18 protein-coding genes, 2 tRNA genes and 1 pseudogene are annotated in these 22,653 nt (G+C 67.0%); 5 read left to right on the top strand and 16 right to left on the bottom strand.

The window, feature by feature from the left end:
- Nucleotides 1-36 precede the first annotated feature (36 nt).
- From xopK to FZ025_RS18275, 4 genes are all read right to left on the bottom strand, one after another.
- The gene (gene xopK, locus FZ025_RS18260; protein WP_104558678.1) at nucleotides 37-2,610 is read right to left on the bottom strand and encodes a type III secretion system effector XopK; all 2,574 of its coding nucleotides are present in this window, start codon (nucleotides 2,608-2,610) and stop codon (nucleotides 37-39) included.
- Nucleotides 2,611-3,255: 645 nt separating this feature from the next.
- The gene (locus FZ025_RS18265; protein WP_046980753.1) at nucleotides 3,256-3,897 is read right to left on the bottom strand and encodes an ATPase; all 642 of its coding nucleotides are present in this window, start codon (nucleotides 3,895-3,897) and stop codon (nucleotides 3,256-3,258) included.
- 3 nt (nucleotides 3,898-3,900) lie between these two features.
- Nucleotides 3,901-4,245 carry a type II toxin-antitoxin system prevent-host-death family antitoxin gene (locus FZ025_RS18270; protein ID WP_046980752.1) on the bottom strand — a complete coding sequence of 115 codons (345 nt, stop codon included), beginning with the start codon at nucleotides 4,243-4,245 and terminating at the stop codon, nucleotides 3,901-3,903.
- 367 nt (nucleotides 4,246-4,612) lie between these two features.
- Nucleotides 4,613-5,314, bottom strand: coding sequence for a pirin family protein (locus FZ025_RS18275; RefSeq protein WP_046980751.1), 702 nt, complete (start codon nucleotides 5,312-5,314; stop codon nucleotides 4,613-4,615).
- Nucleotides 5,315-5,475: 161 nt separating this feature from the next.
- Here FZ025_RS18275 and FZ025_RS18280 point away from each other — a divergent pair, with 161 nt between their 5' ends.
- Both FZ025_RS18280 and FZ025_RS18285 read left to right on the top strand, forming a co-directional pair.
- Nucleotides 5,476-6,402 carry a LysR substrate-binding domain-containing protein gene (locus FZ025_RS18280; protein ID WP_046980750.1) on the top strand — a complete coding sequence of 309 codons (927 nt, stop codon included), beginning with the start codon at nucleotides 5,476-5,478 and terminating at the stop codon, nucleotides 6,400-6,402.
- Nucleotides 6,403-6,509: 107 nt separating this feature from the next.
- A complete protein-coding gene (locus FZ025_RS18285) occupies nucleotides 6,510-7,499 on the top strand; it encodes a DedA family protein/thiosulfate sulfurtransferase GlpE (protein ID WP_046980749.1) in 990 nt (329 codons plus the stop codon).
- Between the two features lie 90 nt (nucleotides 7,500-7,589).
- On the opposite strand, the gene FZ025_RS18290 is transcribed toward FZ025_RS18285, so the two are convergent.
- The 9 genes from FZ025_RS18290 to FZ025_RS18330 form a co-directional block, all read right to left on the bottom strand.
- Nucleotides 7,590-7,666, bottom strand: a tRNA-Arg gene (locus FZ025_RS18290).
- 174 nt (nucleotides 7,667-7,840) lie between these two features.
- Nucleotides 7,841-7,917 (bottom strand) — tRNA-Arg (locus FZ025_RS18295).
- Nucleotides 7,918-7,980: 63 nt separating this feature from the next.
- Nucleotides 7,981-8,175: a hypothetical protein gene (locus FZ025_RS18300; RefSeq protein WP_146093570.1), complete on the bottom strand. Its 195-nt coding sequence runs from the start codon at nucleotides 8,173-8,175 to the stop codon at nucleotides 7,981-7,983.
- Between the two features lie 68 nt (nucleotides 8,176-8,243).
- Nucleotides 8,244-9,053, bottom strand: coding sequence for a bifunctional hydroxymethylpyrimidine kinase/phosphomethylpyrimidine kinase (gene thiD / locus FZ025_RS18305; RefSeq protein ID WP_046978212.1), 810 nt, complete (start codon nucleotides 9,051-9,053; stop codon nucleotides 8,244-8,246).
- 43 nt (nucleotides 9,054-9,096) lie between these two features.
- A complete protein-coding gene (locus tag FZ025_RS18310) occupies nucleotides 9,097-9,765 on the bottom strand; it encodes a YoaK family protein (protein WP_046978210.1) in 669 nt (222 codons plus the stop codon).
- A 63-nt stretch (nucleotides 9,766-9,828) separates the two neighbouring features.
- Nucleotides 9,829-10,320, bottom strand: coding sequence for a hypothetical protein (locus tag FZ025_RS18315; protein ID WP_046978209.1), 492 nt, complete (start codon nucleotides 10,318-10,320; stop codon nucleotides 9,829-9,831).
- Complete coding sequence (locus tag FZ025_RS18320) at nucleotides 10,317-11,717, bottom strand: PhoH family protein (protein ID WP_046978208.1); 1,401 nt, start codon at nucleotides 11,715-11,717, stop codon at nucleotides 10,317-10,319. The genes FZ025_RS18315 and FZ025_RS18320 overlap by 4 nt, the downstream gene beginning before the upstream one ends.
- A gap of 84 nt (nucleotides 11,718-11,801) precedes the next feature.
- The gene (locus FZ025_RS18325; RefSeq protein WP_104558679.1) at nucleotides 11,802-12,281 is read right to left on the bottom strand and encodes a peroxiredoxin; all 480 of its coding nucleotides are present in this window, start codon (nucleotides 12,279-12,281) and stop codon (nucleotides 11,802-11,804) included.
- Nucleotides 12,282-12,342: 61 nt separating this feature from the next.
- On the bottom strand, nucleotides 12,343-12,918 hold the full coding sequence (locus tag FZ025_RS18330) for a glycine cleavage system transcriptional repressor (RefSeq protein WP_087943489.1): 576 nt from the start codon (nucleotides 12,916-12,918) through the stop codon (nucleotides 12,343-12,345).
- Nucleotides 12,919-13,067: 149 nt separating this feature from the next.
- Between FZ025_RS18330 and dapA the strand changes: the two genes are divergently transcribed.
- Complete coding sequence (gene dapA, locus FZ025_RS18335; protein ID WP_104558680.1) at nucleotides 13,068-13,976, top strand: 4-hydroxy-tetrahydrodipicolinate synthase; 909 nt, start codon at nucleotides 13,068-13,070, stop codon at nucleotides 13,974-13,976.
- A gap of 17 nt (nucleotides 13,977-13,993) precedes the next feature.
- On the top strand, nucleotides 13,994-14,527 hold the full coding sequence (locus tag FZ025_RS18340) for a hypothetical protein (RefSeq protein WP_046978206.1): 534 nt from the start codon (nucleotides 13,994-13,996) through the stop codon (nucleotides 14,525-14,527).
- Nucleotides 14,528-14,778: 251 nt separating this feature from the next.
- Here FZ025_RS18340 and FZ025_RS18345 read toward each other — a convergent pair.
- Nucleotides 14,779-14,904: pseudogene (locus FZ025_RS18345) on the bottom strand (IS5/IS1182 family transposase); the annotation flags it as partial.
- Between the two features lie 324 nt (nucleotides 14,905-15,228).
- Here FZ025_RS18345 and FZ025_RS18350 point away from each other — a divergent pair.
- A complete protein-coding gene (locus FZ025_RS18350; RefSeq protein WP_046978205.1) occupies nucleotides 15,229-16,839 on the top strand; it encodes an alpha-glucosidase in 1,611 nt (536 codons plus the stop codon).
- A gap of 146 nt (nucleotides 16,840-16,985) precedes the next feature.
- Here FZ025_RS18350 and FZ025_RS18355 read toward each other — a convergent pair whose 3' ends face one another.
- Both FZ025_RS18355 and FZ025_RS18360 read right to left on the bottom strand, forming a co-directional pair.
- On the bottom strand, nucleotides 16,986-19,760 hold the full coding sequence (locus FZ025_RS18355) for a TonB-dependent receptor (RefSeq protein WP_046978204.1): 2,775 nt from the start codon (nucleotides 19,758-19,760) through the stop codon (nucleotides 16,986-16,988).
- A 551-nt stretch (nucleotides 19,761-20,311) separates the two neighbouring features.
- Entirely contained in the window at nucleotides 20,312-22,420 is a 2,109-nt protein-coding gene (locus FZ025_RS18360; RefSeq protein WP_386269098.1) for a glycoside hydrolase family 97 protein, read from the bottom strand.
- Nucleotides 22,421-22,653: the final 233 nt, after the last annotated feature.

Here is a 22,653-nt window from a genome sequence, read left to right on the forward strand (position 1 = left end):
CAACGGGGCTAATCAGGATAGGTTTTGTTAGCCGCTCTAAGCAGTGGGCGCGGACGTTGCGGCAGCCGCAGCGTCTTCGCGGATGCGTGCCGCCTGCATTTCGGTGGACAGTAAAGTGCCGCGCAAATCGGTTGTGTACTGGCGGGCCTGCTTCATGCAGAAATGCGCGAAGCCTGTGGCACCTGGCTGCGGCGTGATTTCGTTCGCGGTCAATACGCCGATCAGGCGCTGTTGCAGCCCTTGCATCCTATTTCCCGCGCGCTCATTTTTTTTCGTGTCCGAACTTTCCAGCTCTTCCTCTGCCATGCCCAGCTCTTCAAGCATCAGGTTCACGGTTCGCAGCTGGAATTCGTCGCGCTCATGCGCTTCACGCAATTGCACCGTCAGGCGTGTTTGCGCCTGCTGAGCGGGCGTGCGTACGGTCTCTGCGTCACGGGCCGGACCAGTGGCGGCATCCATCGGTGGGAGCTCCACACGCGCGCGCAGTTTGGATTGAAGATATTTTTTCTGTAACTCCAGGCAACATTGCATGTACGCAATCTGTGGCTTGACCGAGCCTGGCGTTTGCAGCCACTGCGCCAGTCCTGTTTCGGTCAACGTGTCGGTGTGTTTTGCATAGCTTCGTGCGGCTTTCTCGCCAGCCTCGTGGGGCTTGCCGGTCAGCACGGCGCGTCCGTAGGTCGCACCTGCAAGAAGCGCTGCCTTGGCCCGTTTCTTGAGCGAGGCCTTGTGAGCCGGTTGCCCGGTTGCCCTGTGCTCGTCGGTGGAACGCGGCACGGCACGATAATGTTTTTTCTGGTCGTCGGCGCAGCTCTGCAAGAACGTTTCCCGTGCTTTCTCCTGACCGTCGGTACAGGCATGTAGTGCGCTACGCAGTTCGAACCCATGCTGCGGAGCGGTGCGAGCGGTCTCGGTAGCAGGCAGCGCATCGGCCACAGCAGGCAATGCCTGATCCGCCTTTGCCGGTTGAGCGGTTGCCGCGGGTTCGTCGGTGCAGCGGGGCATGGCGTGGTACTGCTTTTGTCGGTCGGCGGCGCTGCCCTCCACAACCATATCCGGCGCCGTTTCCCGATCACCGGTACTGGCGGGCAGTGCACTGCGCAGTTCGGACTCGCCTTGTGTGGCCGCGGCGGTTGCCTTGCTGGCGGGGAGCAGGTCGGCCACTGCGAGCAATGCCCGGTCCACGTTGGGCATGTCCGACGTCTCGTAATTGCGATAGCGTTTCTGCCTGCCATGCGCCAGCAGGAATTGATGTCCGCCGACACCCATCGTGGCCGCGCCCAGCAGGCCGGCGCCGACAATCAATCCGGTGCCCACTGGTCCGGTCACGGTGGCGGCACTGAGCAACACGGCGGCGCTGATCCCGGTTTTTGCAAAGGCGCTGGCCGTGTAGGTGGCGCCGCCGACGACGAAACCCTTGTTCCAGGTGTTGAAGCTGCCAGCAAAGCCACTGCGCTGCGCCAGCTTGGTGCTCAAGAAGTGCTGGTAGCGTTGTGCGCCAGGGCTGAGGTCGCTGGGTTCCAGTTGTTGGAGAAAGCTTTCGACACGCGCCACATCGGCAACGACGCGCGCTTTCTCCTTGCGCGACTGGTGCAGGAACGTGCCGCCCAGCCCGACGGCCGCAACGCTTGCCAACGGGGCGAGCACGAAGGTGCCGGCAATACCGGCTGCGGACGCGGCGCCTGCTGCAGCGGTGCTGTGGCCGATCAAGCCAGCAGCAGTTGCGCTCTTGGCACCGATTGCCAGCCCGCCCTGGATTGCGAGTTCCTCCGCAGCCTTCGTGGAGATCACGGCGGCGGATGCCAGCGAGGTCACCGCAATGCGGCCATCGCGTGTGTTGCGTTGTTGATGATAAGCGACTGTATCGATCGCATCGTTCAGGGCATGGATCTGAGCGCCTGCTGCATCTGCAAGCGTGTCGCTCTCCAGTGCCGGTTGCAGCAACGTCCGCTGCGACTGCAGCTGGTGGCTGCGCTGTCGCAATGCGCTGCGTTGTTCGGTTACCTCGCGTGTTTCCTTGTAGGCGGCGTAGATCGCCAGGCCCGACAACGGCAGCATCGCACCGCTGATGCTCAAACTCATCGCCAGTTCGAAGGTGCCGTCCGGTGCGCCGTTTTCGGCCAGTGTGTGCAGGATGCTCTCGCGCGTTGCATGTGCGATCGGGTGCAGATCCTGGCGATGCCCGGCATCGACAGCGGGCTGAGCGTGGTGGTGTGCCGGCACTGGCGTGTGGTTGGCATGCGTGTGTTCGTTGGGGACGGGCTGCTCGGCTTTCGGGGGATGCTCGGGTTCGCCTGACATGGGCACTTCATTGATCAGTTCGGCCGTATTGTCGGCCGTGCCATGCAGTGGGTCGGCGAGGTATTTGGCGACGACGAATACGTCGTAGGCTGCTTCGGCCTCCTGGATTTCGGCGACGGTGTTTTCGCCACGGTGCCGCTTGGGCGCGTGGCCGGAGTCCGACCGTCCCTGCACCGGATTCTTTTTCAACGCTTCTAGCCCAAGCGGCCAGCCGTAGGCGACTTGTGTGTGTTTCGGTGCGACTGGCACGTCTGGGATGGATGGATCGAGCGGGCAGGCAGAACTGCGTGTGTGCTGTTGGATACGCATATCAAAATCCACAGGATGCGATGCGGCGATGCTCCGCTCTGCATGCGCAGGGGCGCATTGGGTCTGCGAATGTCCAGATTCTGGAACGAAATAACCAACCTGCGCTTTGGGCGAACATTCATTCCAGGTAAAGCAAATTGAAATCCGCAGTTTTTGAATATCTGACTAACCGGATAACGTTTCAAAAATTTATCGGCTTTGCGGCTTATGACGCGTTTAGCCTGAAACCTTCGTTCAGACGAAGTCGAAAATCCGCTGAAGAACAGATCCATCAAATCCGGTGGCCGAGGATACCGCCTGTCCGCCTTTCCACTCGGCTCGGTATGTCGGCTGAATTGGGTTGCAACGCATTCCATCTCCACCAGCGCCGGGCCTCTTGAAGGGAATCCTGGCGTCGCTGTCCCGACCGCAAGGCATGCCTCCTCCCCGGCGCTGGCATTCTGTTGCGGCTCTTCGCTGCGCGCCGCTTGCGCGGCGCTCATTCCCGGACACGGTAGGGTCTGAAGCTTCGCCTGCCGGTTCCCACGATGCGCATGTCGTGCCGGCGGATAAGAACCCGATGAAGCGCATCCAAGACCAGTGGCTATGCGAAGTCCGGCCGCAGCATCCTTGCCCGCACGCTTGTCTTGCTCCGGCGTGTGCCGATCAGAATCTGTGCGGCATTCGAGGGGCGTGCGCCTCGAGGGCTGCCATGACGATGGGCTTGGCCCATTCCGGAGTTTGCTCGAACTCCTCGGCGGCGAGTGGGTAATGGACGCGGCTCTGCTCCATTTCCAGCACCAGCAGCGCAGCGACCTGGCCGTCGGTATCTGCGGGGCTGCTGTTGTCGTAGACGTGCAGGGTGGTCAGGTGGGGAATCAGGTCGATCAGGTTGGCGCGAGAGGCGTCATAGCGGTGACGGATCCTGGCTTCCGGAATGTCATGCCCGCCGTGCGCCACCCGGGCAGCCACGCGCTGCAGGTGCAGATCCACGCTTGCCAGGCCGCAGAACCAGATCGTCACCTCGTGCTGCTCGCAGGCCTGGCGCAGCAGGGCGGGAATCGTGGTCGCCCCGAGCGTGGTCTCGAAAGCGTAGTCCGTGCCTTCGGCGAGGGCGCGCTGCAGCCTCCGCCTGCTCTCATGCCAAGCCTGGGCATTGGCTTCCTCGAGCGGCCATCCTTGTTCCGTCAGCGCTCGAGTGAAGGAGTCCGGATTGAACCAGGTCGCCTGGTCCTCTTGCAGCATCGCACCCAGCAGCGAACTCTTGCCGGCGCCGTTGACGCCGGCCAGGACCAGAATCCTGCCCACGGCCTACAGGGATTTGCCGAGGGCGATTTTCTTGCCGCGTCGGGCAGGGCGGCTCAGCGCCTGGGCCAGGCTGCTTGCGTCCTTCAAGGAGGCCAGGTGCGCGTCGAATTTCGCTTGCAGCGCTTTGAGCGACTGGGTGCGGGCAATGGCCGTGGACGCGGCGCTCGCTTCGGCCACGAGCCGGCGGTATTGCTCCGCGTCCACCACCACCGCTTCGGGATGGTGGTGGTTGGTGACCACGATGGCACCGTTCGCACGCACCTTGCGCATGAGGCCGGGCCAGCCTTTGGTCTTGATGTCGCTGGCGGGGGCTTTTTCCAGGTCGAGGAAGTCCAGGGGGAGTGCCATGGGGCATGCCGAGGGAGTGGGTAGGACTCAAGCCTACTACCAAAATTCCCAATTTTGGTAAATTGGGACGATGCAGCGTCCAAAGGCGCGTCCGGCGTCGAAGCGAGGAATGTTGCGCCATCCGTGGCGCATCGGGCGGGGGCCAGATTCCAGCCGGGGCTGGGATCGTGCGCCTGCCTTGATGCGGTTCATGGGTATCCAGGCAGGTACAAGCCGGCCGCTGCGGTGGTCGGAATGCTGGAATCGTGTCCTTGGTCAGCCTTGGGTGAGACTGGTAATGATCTATTCGCGGCCTTTTCCATCTGTGTGCCGCCGGGATTGAGCCAGGTGAGATTGCGCACGCCGGCTTCCGGGCTGGCGCTGCGGTTCAGCGCGGCAGGTCGAACAACAGGAATTCCGTGTCCTGCGCGTCGGCGAAGCGCAGCTGGGGCTCATCGGCGATCTGCGCCGCGTCGCCGGCCTGCAGCGCCTGGCCGTTGAGCGTCAGCGCACCGCGGATGACCTGCACGTAGGCGCCGCGCCCGGCGGCCAGCGGGTAGGCGATGCGCTCCTCGCCGTCCAGGATCGCCGCATAGATGCGCGCATCCTGGTGGATCCGCACCGCACCGTCCTCGCCCTGCGGCGCGGCGACCAGGCGCAGCTGGCCGCGCTTGGTCTCCGGCGCGAAGTGCTTTTCCTCGTAGCCGGGTTCGATCCCGGCGCGTTCCGGCAACAGCCAGATCTGCAGGAAGTGCACCGGTTCGCTGGCGGAGTGGTTGAATTCGCTGTGGGTGACCCCGGAGCCGGCGCTCATGCGCTGCACGTCGCCGTAGCGCAGCACTGAACCGTTGCCCATGCTGTCCCTGTGCTCCAGCGCGCCGTCGAGCACGTAGGACAGGATCTCCATGTCGCGGTGCGCATGGGTGCCGAAGCCCTGGCCCGGCTGCACCCGGTCCTCGTTGATTACCCGCAGCGGCCCGAAGCCCATGTGGCGCGGGTCGTGGTAATGGCCGAAGGAGAAGGTGTGGCGCGAGGACAGCCAGCCGTGTTCGGCGCGGCCGCGGGTATCGCTGGTGCGGATCTGCAGCATGGGAAGCTCCTGGTAGTGGCGGTATGTGCAAGTGGATCGATAGGCAGGGCGGTCGCGATATCTGCTTGATTTCGTGGCTGCCTTGCGGTGAGGGCAAGTATCCGCACTGTCGCCGGGTTTGAAAAACGGATAGATTCGGCACCTATCATCGAAAAATTCGAATGCTCAAGATCAGCCTCGACGCATTGCAGATCATCGACGCCATCGACCGCCGCGGCTCGTTCTCGGCCGCCGGCAAGGCGCTGTACAAGGTGCCGTCGACGATTTCCTACACGGTGGCCAAGCTGGAGCAGGACCTGGGCGTGCAGCTGTTCGAACGCCTGGGGCCGAAAGTGGCGCTCACCGCGGCCGGGGCCGAGCTGTTGCGCGAGGGCCGGCACCTGCTGCGCGCGGCCGGCGATCTGGAGCTGCGGGTGCGCCGCGTCGCCTCCGGCTGGGAGACCGAGTTCGCGCTGGGCCTGGATTCGGTGTTCGCGCCGGACTGCCTGGCCGAGGACGTGGCCGCGTTCTATGCGGTGGCCGACCAGACCCGGCTGCGGATCCTGCAGGAATCGCTGTCCGGCACCTGGGAGGCGCTGCTGGACCGGCGCGTGGACCTGCTGCTCGGCGCGGCCGGGGAGGGACCCGGCGGCGGCGGCTATGTCGCCGAAGCGTTCGGCACGCTGGCGTTCGTGTTCGTGGTCGCGCCCACGCATCCGCTGGCGCAGGCGGCCGAGCCGCTCGGCCGCAGCCAGCTGGCCGAGCATCGGGCGATCGCGGTCGCCGATTCGGCGCGGCGGCTGCTGCCGCGCACGGTCGGGCTGTTGTTCGGCCAGGATGCGCTGACCGTGCCGGACATGCGCAGCAAGTACCGCCTGCAGTTGGCCGGGCTGGGCTTCGGTTTCCTGCCGGAACCCTACGCGCGGGCGGCGCTGGCGCGCGGTGCGCTGCTGCGCAAGCAGGTCGAGGAACCGAAACCGGACGAGCTGTTCCAGCTGGCGTGGCGCAGTGGCGAGGAGGGCGCGGCGCTGGCCTGGTGGCGCGCGCGCATGCGCCAGCCTGGCGTGTTCGAGGCGTGGCTGGCGCGCTTGCAGTTGCGATTGGACTGAGAGGGCGGGCGGGTCTGTTCCGCCGGTGGTGCGCGGTCGCGCGCGCCGGACACCGATGCCGGGAGGATAATGCCGCATCCCTTCTTCTTCCGGGCGCAGGCACGGCCATGCAGGAACTGATCGCGCGTTACGGCCTGGGCCTGGTCTTCGTCAATGTGCTGGCGCTATCGCTGGGCCTGCCGGTGCCGGCATTGCCGACCCTGATCCTGGTCGGCGCGAGCTATGCGCTGCTCGACGGCGGCGCGGTGTGGAGCGGCCTGCTGGCGGCGCTGTCGGTGTCGATGGCGGCCAGCCTGATCGGCGACCTGGTCTGGTTCGGCGCCGGCTGGCGCTACGGCACCCGCACGCTGCAGTCGCTGTGCCGCCTGTCGCTGTCGCGCGATACCTGCATGAAACAGACCGAGCGCTTCTACGCCCGCTGGGGCGTGCGTGTGCTGGCGGTGGCCAAGTTCGTGCCCGGCCTGTCGATGGTGTCGGTGCCGATGGCCGGGGCGATGCGCGCGCGGCCGGGTCTGTTCCTGTGCTACGACGCGCTGGGGGCGGCGTTGTGGGCCGGCTGCGGGTTGCTGCTGGGCCTGCTGTTCGCCGACCAGGTGCAGGACGTGCTGGACTGGTTGAGCCTGCTCGGCACGCGTGCGGTGCTATTGCTGGCCGGCTTGCTGGCGCTCTACGTGGGCTATCGCGCCTGGCGCCGGCATGCGCTGCTGAAATCGATGGAGACGCTGCGCATCGATGTCGATGAGCTGTACGCGCTGATGCAGGGCGAGGCGACGCCGGTGCTGCTGGACATCCGTGCGCCGGGCTATCGGGCGATCGAGCCGTTCGCGATTCCCGGCGCGCTGGAGGTGGACGATCGCCGCATCGACGCCATCGTCGCGGCGTTGCCGCGCGATCGCAAGATCGTCATCTACTGCGCCTGTCCGAACGAGGTGTCGGCGGCGGTGCTGGCCACGCGCCTGCGCCAGCGCCACTACGAGGACGTGGTGCCGCTGCGCGGCGGGCTGGATGCATGGCGTGCGGCGGGCTATGCGGTGATCGAGCTGCAGGGCGCGGCGGCAGCGCAGGCGCCCGGCATCGGCGGCAAGGTCGCCGCGTGAAGGCGTAGTGCGCGCGTTTGCGGCGCGCGCATGCGGCCAGCCGCAAGGCAAAAAAAACGACAAGCGCAGGCTTGTCGTTTTTCATCCGACTGGTGCGCCCGGAGAGATTCGAACTCCCGACCGCCTGGTTCGTAGCCAGGTACTCTATCCAACTGAGCTACGGGCGCGTGCTCAGGCGCGGGATTATTCCCGAGTTCTGCCAGTTCGTCTACACCGGCGTGCGCGGCTGCCGCAGGGCGTGCCGCGCGGCTTGCGCGCAGCGGTGCGCTCGCATTGCCTGCGTGCACGCGGCACGCACGCAAAAAAAAACGACAAACCGGGCTTGTCGTTTTTTATCTGACTGGTGCGCCCGGAGAGATTCGAACTCCCGACCGCCTGGTTCGTAGCCAGGTACTCTATCCAACTGAGCTACGGGCGCGTGATCAGGAGCGGAATTATTACCGAGTCCCCTGGACCCGTCAATGCCCTGCACGGAGAAAATTCATTCTGCGGCGCCGAGCAGGGCCTGCGCCACCGCCGCCGGCGGCTGCATCCAGGCGAAATGGTCGGCAGCGGTGCCCAGCTGCGCCGCATCCAGCGACTGCACCTCGAGCGTGCGCGGCGTGCAGGAACACCGCCACGCCGAGCGCGGGCAGCCACAGCAGCGCCTGGCGCGGCGCCGTGGGGATGCGCGCAAGCTACGGTCCAGCGCTGGCCGTCGCCGGCGCCGGCCGGCAGCGGCTGGCTCGATGCATGCGTGCATGCTCATGCGTGGCGCGCGGCGCCGAAGTGGTCCAGGACCACCACCTCGCTGCGGCCGGGGCGGTAGCCGCCCTGCAGCGCGCGGGCGACGTAGTCGATCGCCGCTTCGCAGGCCACCGGCAACGCCAGGCCCTGGCATAGCTGCGCGGCGATCGCCGCGGCGAGGGTGCAGCCGGTGCCGTGCGCCTGCAGTTCCAGCCGCGCGTGGCTGAATTCGCTGCGGCTGACGCCGTCGTCGTAGCGGTCGATCACCCGATGGCCTTCGGCCAGGTGGCCGCCCTTGAGCAGCACCGCCTGCGCGCCGGCCTCGAGCAGCGCGGCGGTGGCGTGTTCGGCATCGTCGGCGTTCTCGATCGCACGGCCCAGCAGCAACTGCGCTTCCGGCGTGTTCGGGGTGACCAGCGTCGCCAGCGGCAGCAGGCGCTGGCGCAGCGCATCCAGCGCGTCGTCCTCGAGCAGCCTGGCGCCGCTGGTGGCGACCATCACCGGGTCCAGCACCACGAACGGCGGGCGGTATTCCTGCAATGCATCGGCGACCAGGTGGATCACCGCGGCATTGGCGAGCATGCCGAGCTTGACCGCACCGATATCGAAATCGGCGAAGCAGGCGTCGATCTGCGCGCGCAGGAACGCCAGCGGCGGCACGTGCACGGCGCCGACCCCGCGGGTGTGCTGCGCGGTCAGCGCGGCCACCGCCGACAGCCCGTGCACGCGATGCGCGGCGAAGGTCTTCAGATCGGCCTGGATGCCGGCGCCGCCGCCCGAATCGGTGCCGGCGATGCTCAGGGCGGAGACGACGGAGGGTGCGCTCATGCGCCGATTGTGCAGCGCCCGCCGCGGCTTGGCGACTGCGCGTTCAGCGCTCGTGGCGCCGGTAGTGGGCCTGCAGCGCATAGCTCGTTCCGACCAGCCCGGTCAGCAGCGCCGGCGCGAGCAGCGCATCGAAGCCGACATGGCGGTAGGCCCAGGCGCCGAGCACGCCGCCAAGCAGGAAGCCGCCGATGATCAGCAGGCTGAGGCGGATGCGCCGCCGCGGCAGCGGCAGGCCGCGCAGCGCCTGGCCCAGGCCGATGCCCAGGTCGGTGAACATGCCGGTCAGGTGGGTGGTACGCACCACCGCGCCGCTGTAGGTGGTGGTCATCGCGTTCTGCAGGCCGCAGGCGCTGGCGGCGAACAGCGCGCCGAGGAGTTGTTGCTGCTTGAACGCCTGCATCGCCGCCAGCAGCAGCAGCGCCTCCAGCGCCAGCGCCACGCCGTAGCGGCGGCCCAGGCGCAGGCGGCTGTCCTGCACCACGATGCCGCTGAGCACGGCGCCGCCGAGGAAGGCCAGGACCACGCCGAGCAGCTGCCCGATCACGCGCATGTCGCCATCGGCCAGCGCCGCGCCGAGCAGGGTGGTGGTGCCGGTCAGGTGGGTCACCGCCTGGTGCTCGAAGCCCAGGTAGCCGACCACGTTGACCATGCCGGCGACGCAGGCCAGCGCGCCGGCGAACGCCCAGGCCCAGCGCGGCAGTTCGAAGTTCATGTGCCGCTGCGGCGCGCGGCGCGCGACGGGCTGGGCGAGGGCTGCCGGCGCATGCGCTGCGGCCTACTTCGCGCCGTTGACGGCGATCTCGGAGAAGGTGCCGCTGGCCGGGTCGAACACCGCGCCCCAGAAGCCGCCGCCGCCGCCGCACACGCGCACCGCATCGACGCTGGGGTCCAGCGCGCTGTCGTCGTGCGGCTTGAACGCGTTGACGTAGATCGCCTGCGTGCCGCGGTAGAGGATGCCGACGTACTGGCGGTCGTAGCTGCCCGGATCGGCGATCCCGGGCTGCAATTGCGCCAGCCGCGTTTCCAGCTGCGCGACCTGCTCCACGCTCGGCACCCAATAGCCGCTCACCGCGCCGTCGTGGCGCGCCGGGCTGTCGCGCGAGCAGGTGTCGAGCACCTGCGCGGCGGTGCTGTTGCGGGTGACGACCCACGACTGCCCGGCCTTGATCGCGGTCGGCACGCTGGCCGGCCCGCGCGTGGTGGTGCATGCGCCGAGCAGCGCCAGCGCCAGCGCCGCGCCGGCCAGGCGGGCGCTGGCGGCGTTCACAGCACCTCCGAGGCGTAGTCGGCCAGGCGCGAACGCTCGCCGCGGCGCAGGGTGACGTGCGCGCTGTGCGGCCAGGCCTTGAACCGGTCCACCGCATAGGTCAGGCCCGAGGTGGTCTCGGTCAGGTACGGCGTGTCGATCTGCTCGACGTTGCCCAGGCACACGATCTTGGTGCCGGGGCCGGCGCGGGTGATCAGCGTCTTCATCTGCTTCGGGGTCAGGTTCTGCGCTTCGTCCAGGATCAGGTAACGCGACAGGAAGGTGCGCCCGCGCATGAAGTTCATCGAGCGGATCTTGATCCGGCTGGCGAGCAGGTCGTTGGTCGCCGCGCGGCCCCAGGCGCCGCCTTCCTGGTTGTGGGTGAGCACTTCCAGGTTGTCGGTCAGCGCGCCCATCCACGGTGTCATCTTCTCTTCCTCGGTGCCGGGCAAAAAGCCGATGTCCTCGCCGACGCTGACCGTGGCGCGGGTCATGATGATCTCGCGGTAGCGCTGCTGGTCCATGGTCTGCGCAAGTCCCGCCGCCAGCGCCAGCAGGGTCTTGCCGGTGCCGGCGGTGCCGAGCAGGGTGACGAAGTCGATCTCCGGGTCCATCAGCGCGTTGAGCGCGAAGTTCTGCTCGCGGTTGCGCGCGGCGATGCCCCACACCGCGTGCTGGCCGCTGCGGAAATCGTCGACCAGCGCCAGCGTCGCCTTGCGCTCGCCGCTGACCTTGACCACGCGCAGTTCCACTTCGTCGTTGCCGGGCAGGTACAGGTACTGGTTCGGATACCAGTCCTCGTCCTCGGCCAGTGCGATCTCGTAGCAGGTGCGGCCCTTGTCGCTCCAGCTGCGCAGGTCCTGGTTGTGCTTCTGCCAGAAATCCTCCGGCAGCTCGATCGCGCCGGTGTACAGCAGGCTGAAATCGTCGAGCGCGCGGTCGTTCTCGTAATCCTCGGCGATCAGGCCGCTGATCGCCGCCTTGATCCGCAGGTTGATGTCCTTGGAGACCAGGATCACCGGCGTTTCCGGGCCGTCCTCGCGCAGCGCCAGCACCGCGGCCAGGATCTTGTTGTCCGGCGCCACGGTGCCGAAGCTGCGCCCGGGCTCGACCGGGCGGGTCTGGAAGTACAGCCGGCCGATGCTGCCGCTGCTCTTGAGCTGGATGCCCTGCGGATGGCTGAGCGGGATGCCCGATTCGATCTGCTCGGCGCCGGCGCCTTCGATCAGCTCGTTGAGGAAACGGCTGACCTGGCGCGCGTTGCGGCTGACTTCGGACATGCCCTTCTTGGCGTTGTCCAGCTCCTCGATCACCTGCATCGGCAGGAACACGTCGTGCTCCTCGAACTTGAACAGCGCGGTCGGGTCGTGCATCAGCACGTTGGTATCCAGCACGTAGATGCGCTTGCCTCGGGTCATCGTGGATTCCTGGGAATGGGACAGGGAAAGACCATCACGGCCTGCGCAGGGCAGGGTGATGCGGCGTGCGGGAAACGCGAATGATCACTGCTGGGCGGCGGCCTGCAGCGCGTCGAACACGGCCTGGGCGTGGCCGGGAACCTTGACCTTGCGCCAGCTGCGCAGCAGCCGGCCCGAGGGCGAGATCAGGAAGGTGCTGCGCTCGATGCCGAGCACCTGGCGGCCGTACATGGTCTTTTCCTTGATCACGTCGAACGCGCGGCACAGGGCCTCGTCGGCGTCGCTGACCAGCGGGAAGCGGAAGCCCTGCTTGGCGCAGAAGTTGTCGTGCGACTTCAGCGAATCGCGCGAGACGCCGAGCACGGCGGCGTTGGCCTGCTCGAACTGCGGCAGCAGCGCGTTGAAGTCGATGCCCTCGGTGGTGCAGCCGGGGGTGCTGTCCTTCGGATAGAAATACAGCACCAGCCAGCGGCCGGCGTAATCGCCGAGCGTGGCGCTGGCGCCGCCGGACAAGGCCAGCGGCAATGCCAGCGTGGTGCGGTCCAGGGTGTCGCCGTCCTTCATCGGGTGTCCTCCGCGTGCATCGCCATCATCTGCGTTCGACTGCGTCGATGTCCAGCACCGCTCAGAACTTCATCGGGTCCATGATCGCGTCCAGGTTCAGGTGGTCGCAGAACTCGAGGAAGTCGTCGCGCAGCGCGGCGATGTGCATGTTCGCCGGCACCCCGATGGTCACCTGCGCCGAAAACATCTCCGCGCCGGTCTGCATCGCGCGGTAGCGGGTGCTCTGCAGGTTCTCGATGGTGATGCCCTGGCGGTCGAAGAAGTCCGCCAGCTGGAACAGGATGCCCGGCTTGTCGGCGGCGATGACCTCGACGATGTAGGGCAGCAGGTTGGATTGCGCCTGCTTGGCGCCGGTGCGGTACCACACCAGCTTCATGCCTTCCTCGCGGTCGAGCCGGGTCAGCATGGCCTCGAGCTTGGCCACCGAGTCCCACGAGCCGGTCGCCAGCGCGGTCACCGACACGTCGCGGCCGACCGTGGCCAGGCGCGCATCGACCAGATTGCAGCCGCTGTCGGCGATGCGCCGCGTCACCGGCAATAGCGGCGACTCCGGATGCGTCGTATAGGCGTTGATCAGGAGGTGGTTTTCGGTCGGCGCGGGCCGGGGCGTGGTGTCTGTCAAAGGGGCTTCCGGCATTGCGTAAGGCTGAACGGCGTCCGGGCGGTCGCTCGGTGCAGTATGCAGCATACTTGCCCGCGCTTTCAGGCCGCAAGTAACATGCGGGACGAATCCCGTCCGTGCAGGCCGCACGCGGCCCTTCATCTTCACAGCGAGCATCCGGCATCTTGTCCCTCTCCGGCATCATCACCGCCCTGGCCACGCCCTTCCAGGGCAATGGCGACCTCGACCTCGACGCCTGGCAGCGCCTGCTCAAACGCCAGCTGGACGGCGGCGTGCAGGGCGTGGTGGTGGCGGGATCGACCGGCGAGGCGGCCATGCTGCTGGACGAGGAGTACGACCTGGTGCTGCGCGAAGCGGCGCAGGCGCTCGCCGGACGCGTGCCGCTGCTGGCCGGCACCGGCCTGTCCGGCACCGCCAAGACCGTCGCGCTGACCCGCCGCGCCGCGGCCAACGGCGCGCAGTACGCGCTGGTGGTGGCGCCGCCGTACGTGCGCCCGACCCAGGCCGGCCTGCTCGCGCACTACCTGCAGGTGGCCGAACACGGCGGCCTGCCGGTGGTGCTGTACAACGTGCCCGGGCGCACCGGCTGCGACCTGCTGCCGGAGACGGTGGCGCAACTGGCGCAGCATCCGCACATCGTCGGCATCAAGGAAGCCAGCAGCGATCCGCAGCGCATCGCCGCGTTGCTGGCCTTGCGCAGCGACGGCTTCGCCGTGCTCAGCGGCGACGACGGCAGCGCCGCGCAGGCCATGCTCGGCGGCTACGACGGGCTGATCTCGGTCGCCTCCAATGCCTTGCCGGGCGCCTACCGGCGCCTGTGCGACCTGGCGCGCGCGCGCCAGGTGGAACCGGCGCAGGCCTGGGATGCGCGGCTGCAGCCGTTCCATGCCTTCTGCGGCATCGAATCCAACCCGATCCCGGTCAAGGCGCTGCTGCAGCGCGTCGGTATCGGCCAGGGCCTGCGGCTGCCGCTACTGCCGCTGTCCGCGGCGCACCACGCCACGGCCGACCGTCTCGCCGCCGACGCAGCCGCGTTGGAAGAACTATCCAGCCGCGAAACGCTCGCGGCCTGACCTCAGGAGATTTATCGATGCATGCTTCCGTTCCCTACGTCCGCGTGCTGTCGGCCGCCGTGCTGGCGACCACCATGGTCGCGGCCACCAGCGGTTGCAGCTGGTTCCACAAGGGCAAGCCGCGCGGCGACTACGCGCTGGCCCCCGAAATGCGTCCGCTGGAAGTGCCGCCGGACCTGACCGAGCCGGACACCTCGGCGGCGATGAAGGTGCCGGCGCTGGCCTCGGCCGCGCAGCGCCCCGGCGCCAGCAGCGCGCCGGGCAAGGTACCGGCGGCGTCGAATAGCGGCTTCGTGGTGCCGGGCGCGCGCGACCAGGTGTTCGGCCAGGTCGGCGACGCGCTGGGCGGCATCGAGGGCGTCACCATCGCCAGCCGCGCGCAGGTGCTCGGTTCCTACGACGTGGCCTACGCAGGCAGCAACTTCCTGATCCGCGTGGTCGCGGTGGATGCCGGGGTGTACGTGTCGGCGGTCGACCCGCGCGGCCTGCCGGCCAGCGGCGATGCGCCGGTCAAGCTGATTGCGGCGCTGAAGGCCAAGCTCGGCCATTGAGCAAGCGCGCGCGTAGCCGGTTCGGCGTTCGCGCCGGCCGTTACGACGTAGAGCAACGGGCGCCGCAGGGCGCCCGTTGCGTTTGGGGCGAAGGGAGCGGGTTGCGGCGGCGCCAGTGCAGTGCGTTCGGATGCTTGCGGGTCTTGAAATCCCTTGTAGGAAGCGGCTTCAGCCGCGGCCGGGCTTTGCTGAGACAGCCCGTCGCGACTGAAGCCGCTCCTTGGCTGCGGGACTGCCCACGGAAATCGCCGCCCTCCGTCATCGCCGTCCTTGCGCTTGAAGCTCTTGTGCCTGGCCCTGGCCTGGACCAGCGTCCCGTCCACGCTGAAATGCTCGCCCGACAGCCAGCCTTGGCGATCGGCGATCTCCACAACTTCGATGTCGACCGACAGGGTGAACGACCCGATCGCCGACACGACGATTGGGGACCGAGAACAGTCTTTCCCAGGGAATCGACAAGAATTGGCGTTGATGCAAATGGGGATGACGACATCTGCCGGAGCAACGCGTCTTGGAGGGAACGCGGGAAGCGCTGCAGCGTCTGGTGGTCCGATAATTACCAAGGCGGCTCCCATGTACCGATGTGCGGCTGCGCTGAATACGTATGCAAGCACCTCTGCAATTCGCACATCGAGGTTACCCTAACGCAGCTTTCCGCGTGCCCACTGCGCACGCGATCTCTGCCCGAAGGGGGGCGTTGCATGACTCAGGCTGCATGGTGGCGCGGTGCCGTCATCTATCAGATCTATCCGCGCAGCTTTCTCGATGCGAACGGCGATGGCATCGGCGATCTGCCCGGCATCGTGCGCAAGCTGGACTACATCGCGTCGCTTGGTGTGGACGCGATCTGGATCTCGCCGTTCTTCAAGTCGCCGATGGCCGATTTCGGCTACGACATCGCCGACTATCGCGAGGTCGACCCGCTGTTCGGCACGATGGCCGACTTCGATCGCTTGCTGGCCAAGGCGCATGCGCTGGGCCTGAAGGTAATGATCGATCAGGTGCTCAGCCACACGTCGGTGGAGCACGCATGGTTCAAGGAAAGTCGGCAGAGCCGCGACAATCCCAAGGCTGATTGGTACGTGTGGGCGGATGCGCGCGAGGATGGCACGCCGCCGAACAACTGGATGTCGATCTTCGGCGGCGTCGCCTGGCAGTGGGAGCCGCGTCGCGGCCAGTACTACCTGCACAACTTCCTGTCGTCGCAGCCGGATCTGAACTTCCATAATCCCGAGGTGCAGCAGGCCGCGTTGGACAATGTCGCGTTCTGGCTCGCGCACGGGGTCGATGGGTTCCGGCTGGATGCGATCAACTTCTGCTTCCACGATCCGTTGCTGCGGGACAATCCGCCCAAGCCCCCGGAAAAGCGGCTAGGGCGGGGCTTCAGTCCGGACAATCCGTATGCGTTCCAGTACCACTACTACAACAACACGCAGGCGGAGAATCTGCCGTTCCTGCAGAAGCTGCGCGGTCTGCTCGATCGCTATCCCGGAACGGTGAGCCTGGGCGAGATCTCGTCGGAGGACTCGCTCGCCACCACCGCCGAATACACGCGGGCCGGGCATCTGCACATGGGCTACAGCTTCGAGCTGCTGACCGACGATTTCAGCGCACGCTACATCCGCGAGACGGTGTCGCGCCTCGAGGCGGTGATGACCGAAGGCTGGCCGTGCTGGGCGATTTCCAACCACGATGTGCCGCGTGCGCTGACGCGCTGGGGGCGCGGCGCGCAGACGCCGGCGCTGGCGCGGCTGCTGTTCGCGTTGCTATGCGCGTTGCGCGGTTCGGTCTGCGTCTATCAGGGCGAGGAGTTGGGCCTGGGCGAGGCCGAGGTGCCGTTCGAGGCATTGCAGGATCCGTATGGCATCGCGTTCTGGCCGAGCTTCAAGGGCCGCGATGGATGCCGTACGCCGATGCCATGGGACGACAGCGCGCAAGCGGGGTTCAGTACCGGGAAGCCCTGGCTGCCGGTGGCGCCGGCGCATCGCGCGCAATCGGTGGCGGCGCAGCTGGCCGATCCGCATTCGGTGCTGCTCGCGTTCCGGCAGTTCCAGGCCTGGCGCAAACAGCATGCGGCCTTGCGCGAAGGCGATATCGTGTTCGCCGAGACCGCCGAGCCGGTGCTGATGTTCCAGCGCCGGCATGCGCAGCAGACGCTGCTGCTGGCGTTCAATCTGTCGGCGCAAGCCGCCGAGGTGGCGCTGCCCGAGGGGCAATGGCGGGCGCTGGCAGTCCCTGGCATCGACCCAGGCAAGCGCGAGGGCGGCCTGCAGCTGCCCGGTTACGCGATGATGTGCCTGGAAGGCGTGTAGCCGTCGCTGCGCCCTCTGGCCCGCTGCCCGGCTTGCCGGGCAGCGAGGCCTAATTCTTCAGTATGGACGCCGCTGCGCAGCGGATACTGCAAGAAAAGCCCGCCGGCATGGCGCCGACGGGCTTGCTGCAGGCACCCTGGGTTGGCCTAGAACGTGTAGTTCACCCCGAGCACGTAGGTGCGGCCCCACTCGGTGTATTCCAGCGGGCGGTCCTTGCTGCCGGCATAGGTGCGGTACGCCTCGTTGGTCAGGTTGCTCGCCTGCAGGAGCAGGGTTAGTCCGCTCAAGGTACTGCTGTTGCCGAAGGTGTAGCTGAGCTGCGCGTCGGTCACGTTCTCACCGACTACGTAGCGCAGGGTGCGGTTGCCGTTGAAGTTGCCGATCTCGCCGATGAAGTCCGAGCGCCGGCGCTGGCTGACGCGCGCTTCGAAGCCGTTGCGCTCGTAGTAGGCGGTGAAGTTGTACACGCGCTTGGACAGGCCCGGCAGGCTGATCGGATCCGAACCAACGCTGGAGGCGCTTTCCGGGTCGAGGATCTTGATATCGCTGTCGTTGAAGGTGGCGCTGGCCTGGATGCCGAAACCGCGCAGGCCGTCGGTCAGCATGTCCAGCGGCAGCGAGGCGGTCAGTTCCAGGCCGCGCAGGGTGCCGCCCTTGCCGTTCTGCGGCGAGGAGAAGGTGCCGATGGTCTGCACCGGGGCGGTCATGCCCGGCGGCACCACATAGCTGGCGACCAGGTCGGAGAAGTCGTAGTCGTCGCGCGACTGCGTATAGACGTAGCTCTTCAGATCCTTGTAGAAGATCGCCGCGGCCACGTAGGCCTTTTCGTCGAAATATTTTTCGTATGACAGGTCCAGCGCGGTGGCGCGCCACGGATCCAGCAACGGGTTGCCGCCGCTGCCGCCGGGCCTGCCGGTGGAGGTGTCGACACCGAACTCCAGGCCGGCACGCAGCTGGTCCACGCGCGGGCGTGCGACCTGCTTGGCGGCGGCGAAGCGCAGGGTCTGCTGGTGCGGGAATGTGAAGGCCAGGTTCAAGCTCGGCAGCCAGTCGTTGTAGGTCTTGCCGGCATCGATCGGCAGCACGTTCTGGCCAGCCGGGCGCGAGCGATCGAAGTAGCTGGACTGCGAGCTCTGATCGGTGCGCTGCATCTGCACGCCGATGTTGCCGCGCACGGCGACCTCGCCGATATCGGTGTTGATGTTGGCGCGCAGCCAGGCGGTGGTGATTTTTTCCTGCACGGTCCACGACTTCGGAATCAGGTAGTCGAGGTCGGTAACCGGATTGAACGTCATGTAGCGTCCAACCGCAGCCGGGACGTTCCAGGCCGGGATGTAGCCGATGCCGGCGAAGCCCAGGTTGACCGGGTCGTACTGCAGGTCGCTGGCGATGCTGGTATCACCCTGCGCGCCGAGCAGGATGTTGCCTTCGGCCTGGGTCTTCTGCTTGCGCCGGTCGGCGTAGTTCACGCCCACATCGACATCCGAGAACCATGACAAGGCCTGCGGTACCGGGAAGGCAGCCGACAGGCGGACGCCCTTCAGGCGGTCCTCGATCTGCGGCACCTTGCCGTAGCCGGAACCATAGATGGTGTTGGTCAGCAACAGCGCATCGGGGTTGGAGTAGTCCAAGCCGGGGCTGATCTGCGAGAAGCCGTTCGGGTTGACCGTGACGCCGATGGTGTCGAACTGCGGGCGCGGAACAAGCTGGAGATTGTTCTCCAGGTTGGTCTCCTTGCGGGTGGCCTTGGAGTAATTCAGGTCGGCTACCAGCTTGACGCTCTCGAAGTTGAACGCGTTGTTCCAGCCAAACGCATCGATCTTGTCCTTGCGCTTGTTGTACATGCCACGCACCAGCGGATACGCGTTGGAAATCGTGCCGCCAGTGAAGCTGCCATCGGCGTTACGCCCGACGTTGCTGAAGACCGGCAGGATCGCATTCGGATCGTTGGCATCCTCGCCATTGCCGCTCAGGCTCAGCTCGAACTGGTTGGCGGTGTCGATCTGCTCGGCTTCGGTATGGAATGCATCGAAGGTGCTGGTCCACGCGTTGGACGGACGAAACTGCACGGTGGCCATCACGCCGTCGCGCTTGTTGTTGCCGGTGCGGCGCAACGCCTTGATGCCGTCGGAGAAATAGGTGCCCGGGGCCACGCCGGCACGATCGCCGGCGTCGGTATGCTCGGTGGTCCAGGGTTCGTACAGACCGACCTGGTTCTCCTGGATCGGGTTGTCGCTGTGCGCATAGCCGATCGAGATGCCCAGAGTCTTGTCGAAGAACTGGTCGATGTAGCTGGCGCTGAAGCGGTTGCCGAATGCGTCGACATCGGCGGCCTTGCCCAGTGAGGTCTTCTGCAGGCGGCCGCTGACGGCGATCACCCGGTCCGGGAAGCTCAACGGGCGTACGGTCTGCATGTCGATGGTGCCCGACAGGCCCTGGCCGACCAGCGCTGCGTCGGGAGTCTTGTACACAGTCACGCCGTTGACCAGTTCCGAGGGGTATTGGTCGAACTCGACGCTGCGGTTGTCGCCCGTGCTGACCACTTCGCGGCCGTTCAGCAGGGTGGTGGCGAAGTCGGGCGACAGGCCGCGCACGCTGATCACCTGTGCGCGCCCGGCCACGCGCTGCGCGGCCAGGCCGGGCAGGCGGCCCAGCGATTCGGCGATGCTCACGTCGGGCAGCTTGCCGATATCCTCGGCCGAGATCGCCTCGACGATGGACGTCGAATCCTGCTTGATCGCGATCGCGTTCTCGATGCCGCGGCGGATGCCGGTCACCTCGACCTTGTCCAGTTCGGTGACCGGACCGTCGGCAGCTGTGGTGGCGGCGGCGGGCGGCGTCTGGGACTGTGCGGCGGCCAGCATCGGCGTCATGGCGATGGCCAAGGCCAGCGTCAGCGCATTGCGCTTGTGGTTCAACATTTTCCCCTCCCAGGCAATGTTGTCTTGCGAATTTTTCTGATCCGGTACATCGACCGAATGTAGGGATCGCGCCGCCATTGTTCGGCGACGCGACTGCGACGTATGGTAGACACCGCGATCCGCCGCGACCGCCGGCTGCATACGTATTCACTGGGTTTCATCGCATTGGAATCGATTCCACGATGGCGATGGCGATGGCGGTGAAACGAGAGCGTCGTGATCGCGAGGTCGGTGTCGGGGGGATTTCGCGCTCAGTGCGCGGCGAAGTGCGTGGATGCGCGGTATGCAACCGGTGGTGGCGATCGACGCGTGCGGATGCGCAGGGACGATGCCTGGGGGAAAGGTGCAGATACGAGGCGCAGCCATTGCCATGGGCCAGGGCGGCATGCGTTCGCGCGTAGCATGCTCGGGCGACTGAATATGCTTTTCTCGCGGCTGTTGCAGGCTGGGGAATGGTTTCGGCCGCGACAGGCATTCCCGGCGAAGCCCGTCGCGACTGAAGTCGCACACAAGTCCTATCACCGCGTGACCGTGTTTGCAGCGGAAATGCGCTAGCGACGTGCCGCCGAATTGCCGCCGGCAGCGGCCGCAGCGTCCACCGGCGTGAAGCGGATCGCCTGGCCGCCGCCCGGCGCCAGCTTCAGTTGCAGATCATCGCCGCTGCCGACCTCGCGCTGCTCGCGCACGAAGTCGAACGGGTTGCTGCGGTAGTTGGCGGCGTCGCCGTCGCGGTAGATCTCGGCGCGGTAGCGCACACCCGGCTCCAGGAACGACAGCGACACCGGCAGCACCCGGCCGTGTTCGTCGGTGATGCTGCCCAGGTACCAGTCGCGGCTATGGCGGTCCTTGCGCACGATGGTCACGTAGTCGCCGACCTCGCCGTCGAGGACGCGGCTATCGTCCCAGTCCACCGCCACGTCCTCGATGAAGCGGAACGCGTCGCGGTGCTGCAGGTAATGCTCGGGCAGGTCGGCGGCCATCTGGATCGGGCTGTAGATCGCCACGTACAGCGCCAGCTGCCGCGCCAGCGTGCTCGGGATCGGCTGGCCGTCGCGGCCCTTCAGGCTGAGGATGCCCGGGGTGTAGTCCATCGGCCCGGCCAGCATGCGGGTGAAGACCAGGTTGACCTCGTGCTCGGGCGGGTTCGGCGGCTGCCCCCAGGCGTTGTATTCCATGCCGCGCGCGCCTTCGCGCGACAGCCAGTTGGGATAGGTGCGGCGCAGGCCGGTGTCCTTGATCGGCTCGTGCGCGTTGACCGACAGGTGCCGCGCCGCCGCTGCGCGCACCACCTTCAGGTGATGCTGCGCCATGAACTGGCCGTCGTGCCATTCGCGCCACAGCGGCCCGCCGGCCGCATTGCGCCGATCCACCTGGCCGTCGTCGCAGACGTAGCCGGTCTTGAACGTGTCCACGCCCAGGCGCGCATACAGCTCCAGGGCGGCATCGAGCTGGTCTTCGTAGTGCTGCACCGCGCAGCCGGTTTCGTGGTGGCCGATCAGGTGTACGCCGCGCTTGGCGGCATAGGCGCTGAGCGCTTCGATGTCGAAATCCGGGGTTGGCCGGGTGAAATCGAAGCCGCCGCCGTTGCCGAACCATTCGCCGTTCCAGCCGGGATTCCAGCCTTCCACCAGCACGCCACGGAAGCCGTGCGCGGCGGCGAAGTCGATGTAGCGGCGGGTGTTGGCGGTGGTCGCGCCATGCTTCGGCCCGGTCGCCCAGGTTTCCTGGTTCAAATGCATCGACCACCACACGCCCACGTACTTGGCCGGATGCACCCAGCGCACGTCGCCCAGCGCATTGGGTTCGTTGAGGTTGAGGATCAGATTGGAGTCGACCAGGCCGCCGGCGTGGTCGGCGATCTGCACGGTGCGCCACGGCGTGTCGAACGGCAGGCTGCGCTTGACCTTCCAGCCTTGCGCCGACGGCGACAGCTGCGCGTGCAGGCGCTGGCCGTCGCCGCGGCGCAGCCACATCCCGGCGTAATCGACCAGGGCGGCTTCGTGCAGGGCGATGTGCAATCCGTCGCGGCTGCGCAAGGTGATCGGGGTATGCGCCAGCGCGACCTGGTTCAGCGGCGTCTGCCGGTACAGGTATTCGGAGTGGATCGGCTCGCCGGCCGGGATCCACCACGCGGTCGCCTCCGGCACGATGTCGAACTCGGTCAGTTCCTCGTCGATGATCGCTTCGCGCAGGCCGGCTTGCTGCGGGAAGCTGTAGCGGAAGCCCAGGCCGTCGTCGTAGACCCGGAACACCACGGTGAAGCGCCGCCGCAGTCCGCTGCGCTCGCCCAGCTCCACGCGCAATTCGTTGTAATGGTTGCGCACGTAGCGGCGCTCGCCCCACGGCTGCTCCCAGGTTTCGTCCACGCTGCGCATGGCTTGCGCCAGCACCGCCAGATCGCGGTCCAGGCGCCCGTCGCGCAACTGGAAGCCCAGCCTGGATTCGCCGATCACGGTGTCGCCCAGGCGTTGCACGCGGTAGCTCGGCTTGCCGTCGTCCAGTTGCAGTGCGACCTGCAGCACCTTGCCCGGCGAGTCCACGCTGGCCACGGTCTTCGGTTCTGCGCGCAGCAGCGGTGCGATGCACAACAGCGCGGCCGCGAGCAGCATCCGCAGGGGCGGCGACGGACGCATGCGTGGCATGGCATGAAGCTGCGGCATATCCCCTCCCAAGGCGGCCGTTGCACCTGCGGCGACTATAGCGAGGCGCTGCGAGCCCGCTGCGGCCAAGGCGATGAATACGTATGCAGATGCGCGCGCTGCGCTGCGGCGCGTCTACCATGTCCGCAGCGCTTCTCGAAGAGGCCGCGACCGCGGCGCCGGCATGCCGGTGCGGCGAACCTACAATGCAGGCAAAGAGGGAGGGAGGCCGACGGGCGCGAGCCGGTCCGCCG

Origin of the sequence: Xanthomonas hyacinthi (assembly GCF_009769165.1) — a bacterium.
Taxonomy (GTDB): Bacteria; Pseudomonadota; Gammaproteobacteria; order Xanthomonadales; family Xanthomonadaceae; genus Xanthomonas_A; species Xanthomonas_A hyacinthi.

Coding starts and splice junctions, on each gene's coding strand:
- FZ025_RS18310 (WP_046978210.1), bottom strand. CDS start 9,765: ATGAACTTCGAACTGCCGCGCTGGGCCTGGGCGTTCGCCGGCGCGCTG.
- xopK (WP_104558678.1), bottom strand. CDS start 2,610: ATGCGTATCCAACAGCACACACGCAGTTCTGCCTGCCCGCTCGATCCA.
- FZ025_RS18270 (WP_046980752.1), bottom strand. CDS start 4,245: ATGGCACTCCCCCTGGACTTCCTCGACCTGGAAAAAGCCCCCGCCAGC.
- FZ025_RS18280 (WP_046980750.1), top strand. CDS start 5,476: ATGCTCAAGATCAGCCTCGACGCATTGCAGATCATCGACGCCATCGAC.
- FZ025_RS18320 (WP_046978208.1), bottom strand. CDS start 11,717: ATGACCCGAGGCAAGCGCATCTACGTGCTGGATACCAACGTGCTGATG.
- FZ025_RS18285 (WP_046980749.1), top strand. CDS start 6,510: ATGCAGGAACTGATCGCGCGTTACGGCCTGGGCCTGGTCTTCGTCAAT.
- FZ025_RS18330 (WP_087943489.1), bottom strand. CDS start 12,918: ATGCCGGAAGCCCCTTTGACAGACACCACGCCCCGGCCCGCGCCGACC.
- FZ025_RS18340 (WP_046978206.1), top strand. CDS start 13,994: ATGCATGCTTCCGTTCCCTACGTCCGCGTGCTGTCGGCCGCCGTGCTG.
- FZ025_RS18325 (WP_104558679.1), bottom strand. CDS start 12,281: ATGAAGGACGGCGACACCCTGGACCGCACCACGCTGGCATTGCCGCTG.
- FZ025_RS18275 (WP_046980751.1), bottom strand. CDS start 5,314: ATGCTGCAGATCCGCACCAGCGATACCCGCGGCCGCGCCGAACACGGC.
- thiD (WP_046978212.1), bottom strand. CDS start 9,053: ATGAGCGCACCCTCCGTCGTCTCCGCCCTGAGCATCGCCGGCACCGAT.
- FZ025_RS18360 (WP_386269098.1), bottom strand. CDS start 22,420: ATGCCGCAGCTTCATGCCATGCCACGCATGCGTCCGTCGCCGCCCCTG.
- FZ025_RS18350 (WP_046978205.1), top strand. CDS start 15,229: ATGACTCAGGCTGCATGGTGGCGCGGTGCCGTCATCTATCAGATCTAT.
- FZ025_RS18355 (WP_046978204.1), bottom strand. CDS start 19,760: ATGTTGAACCACAAGCGCAATGCGCTGACGCTGGCCTTGGCCATCGCC.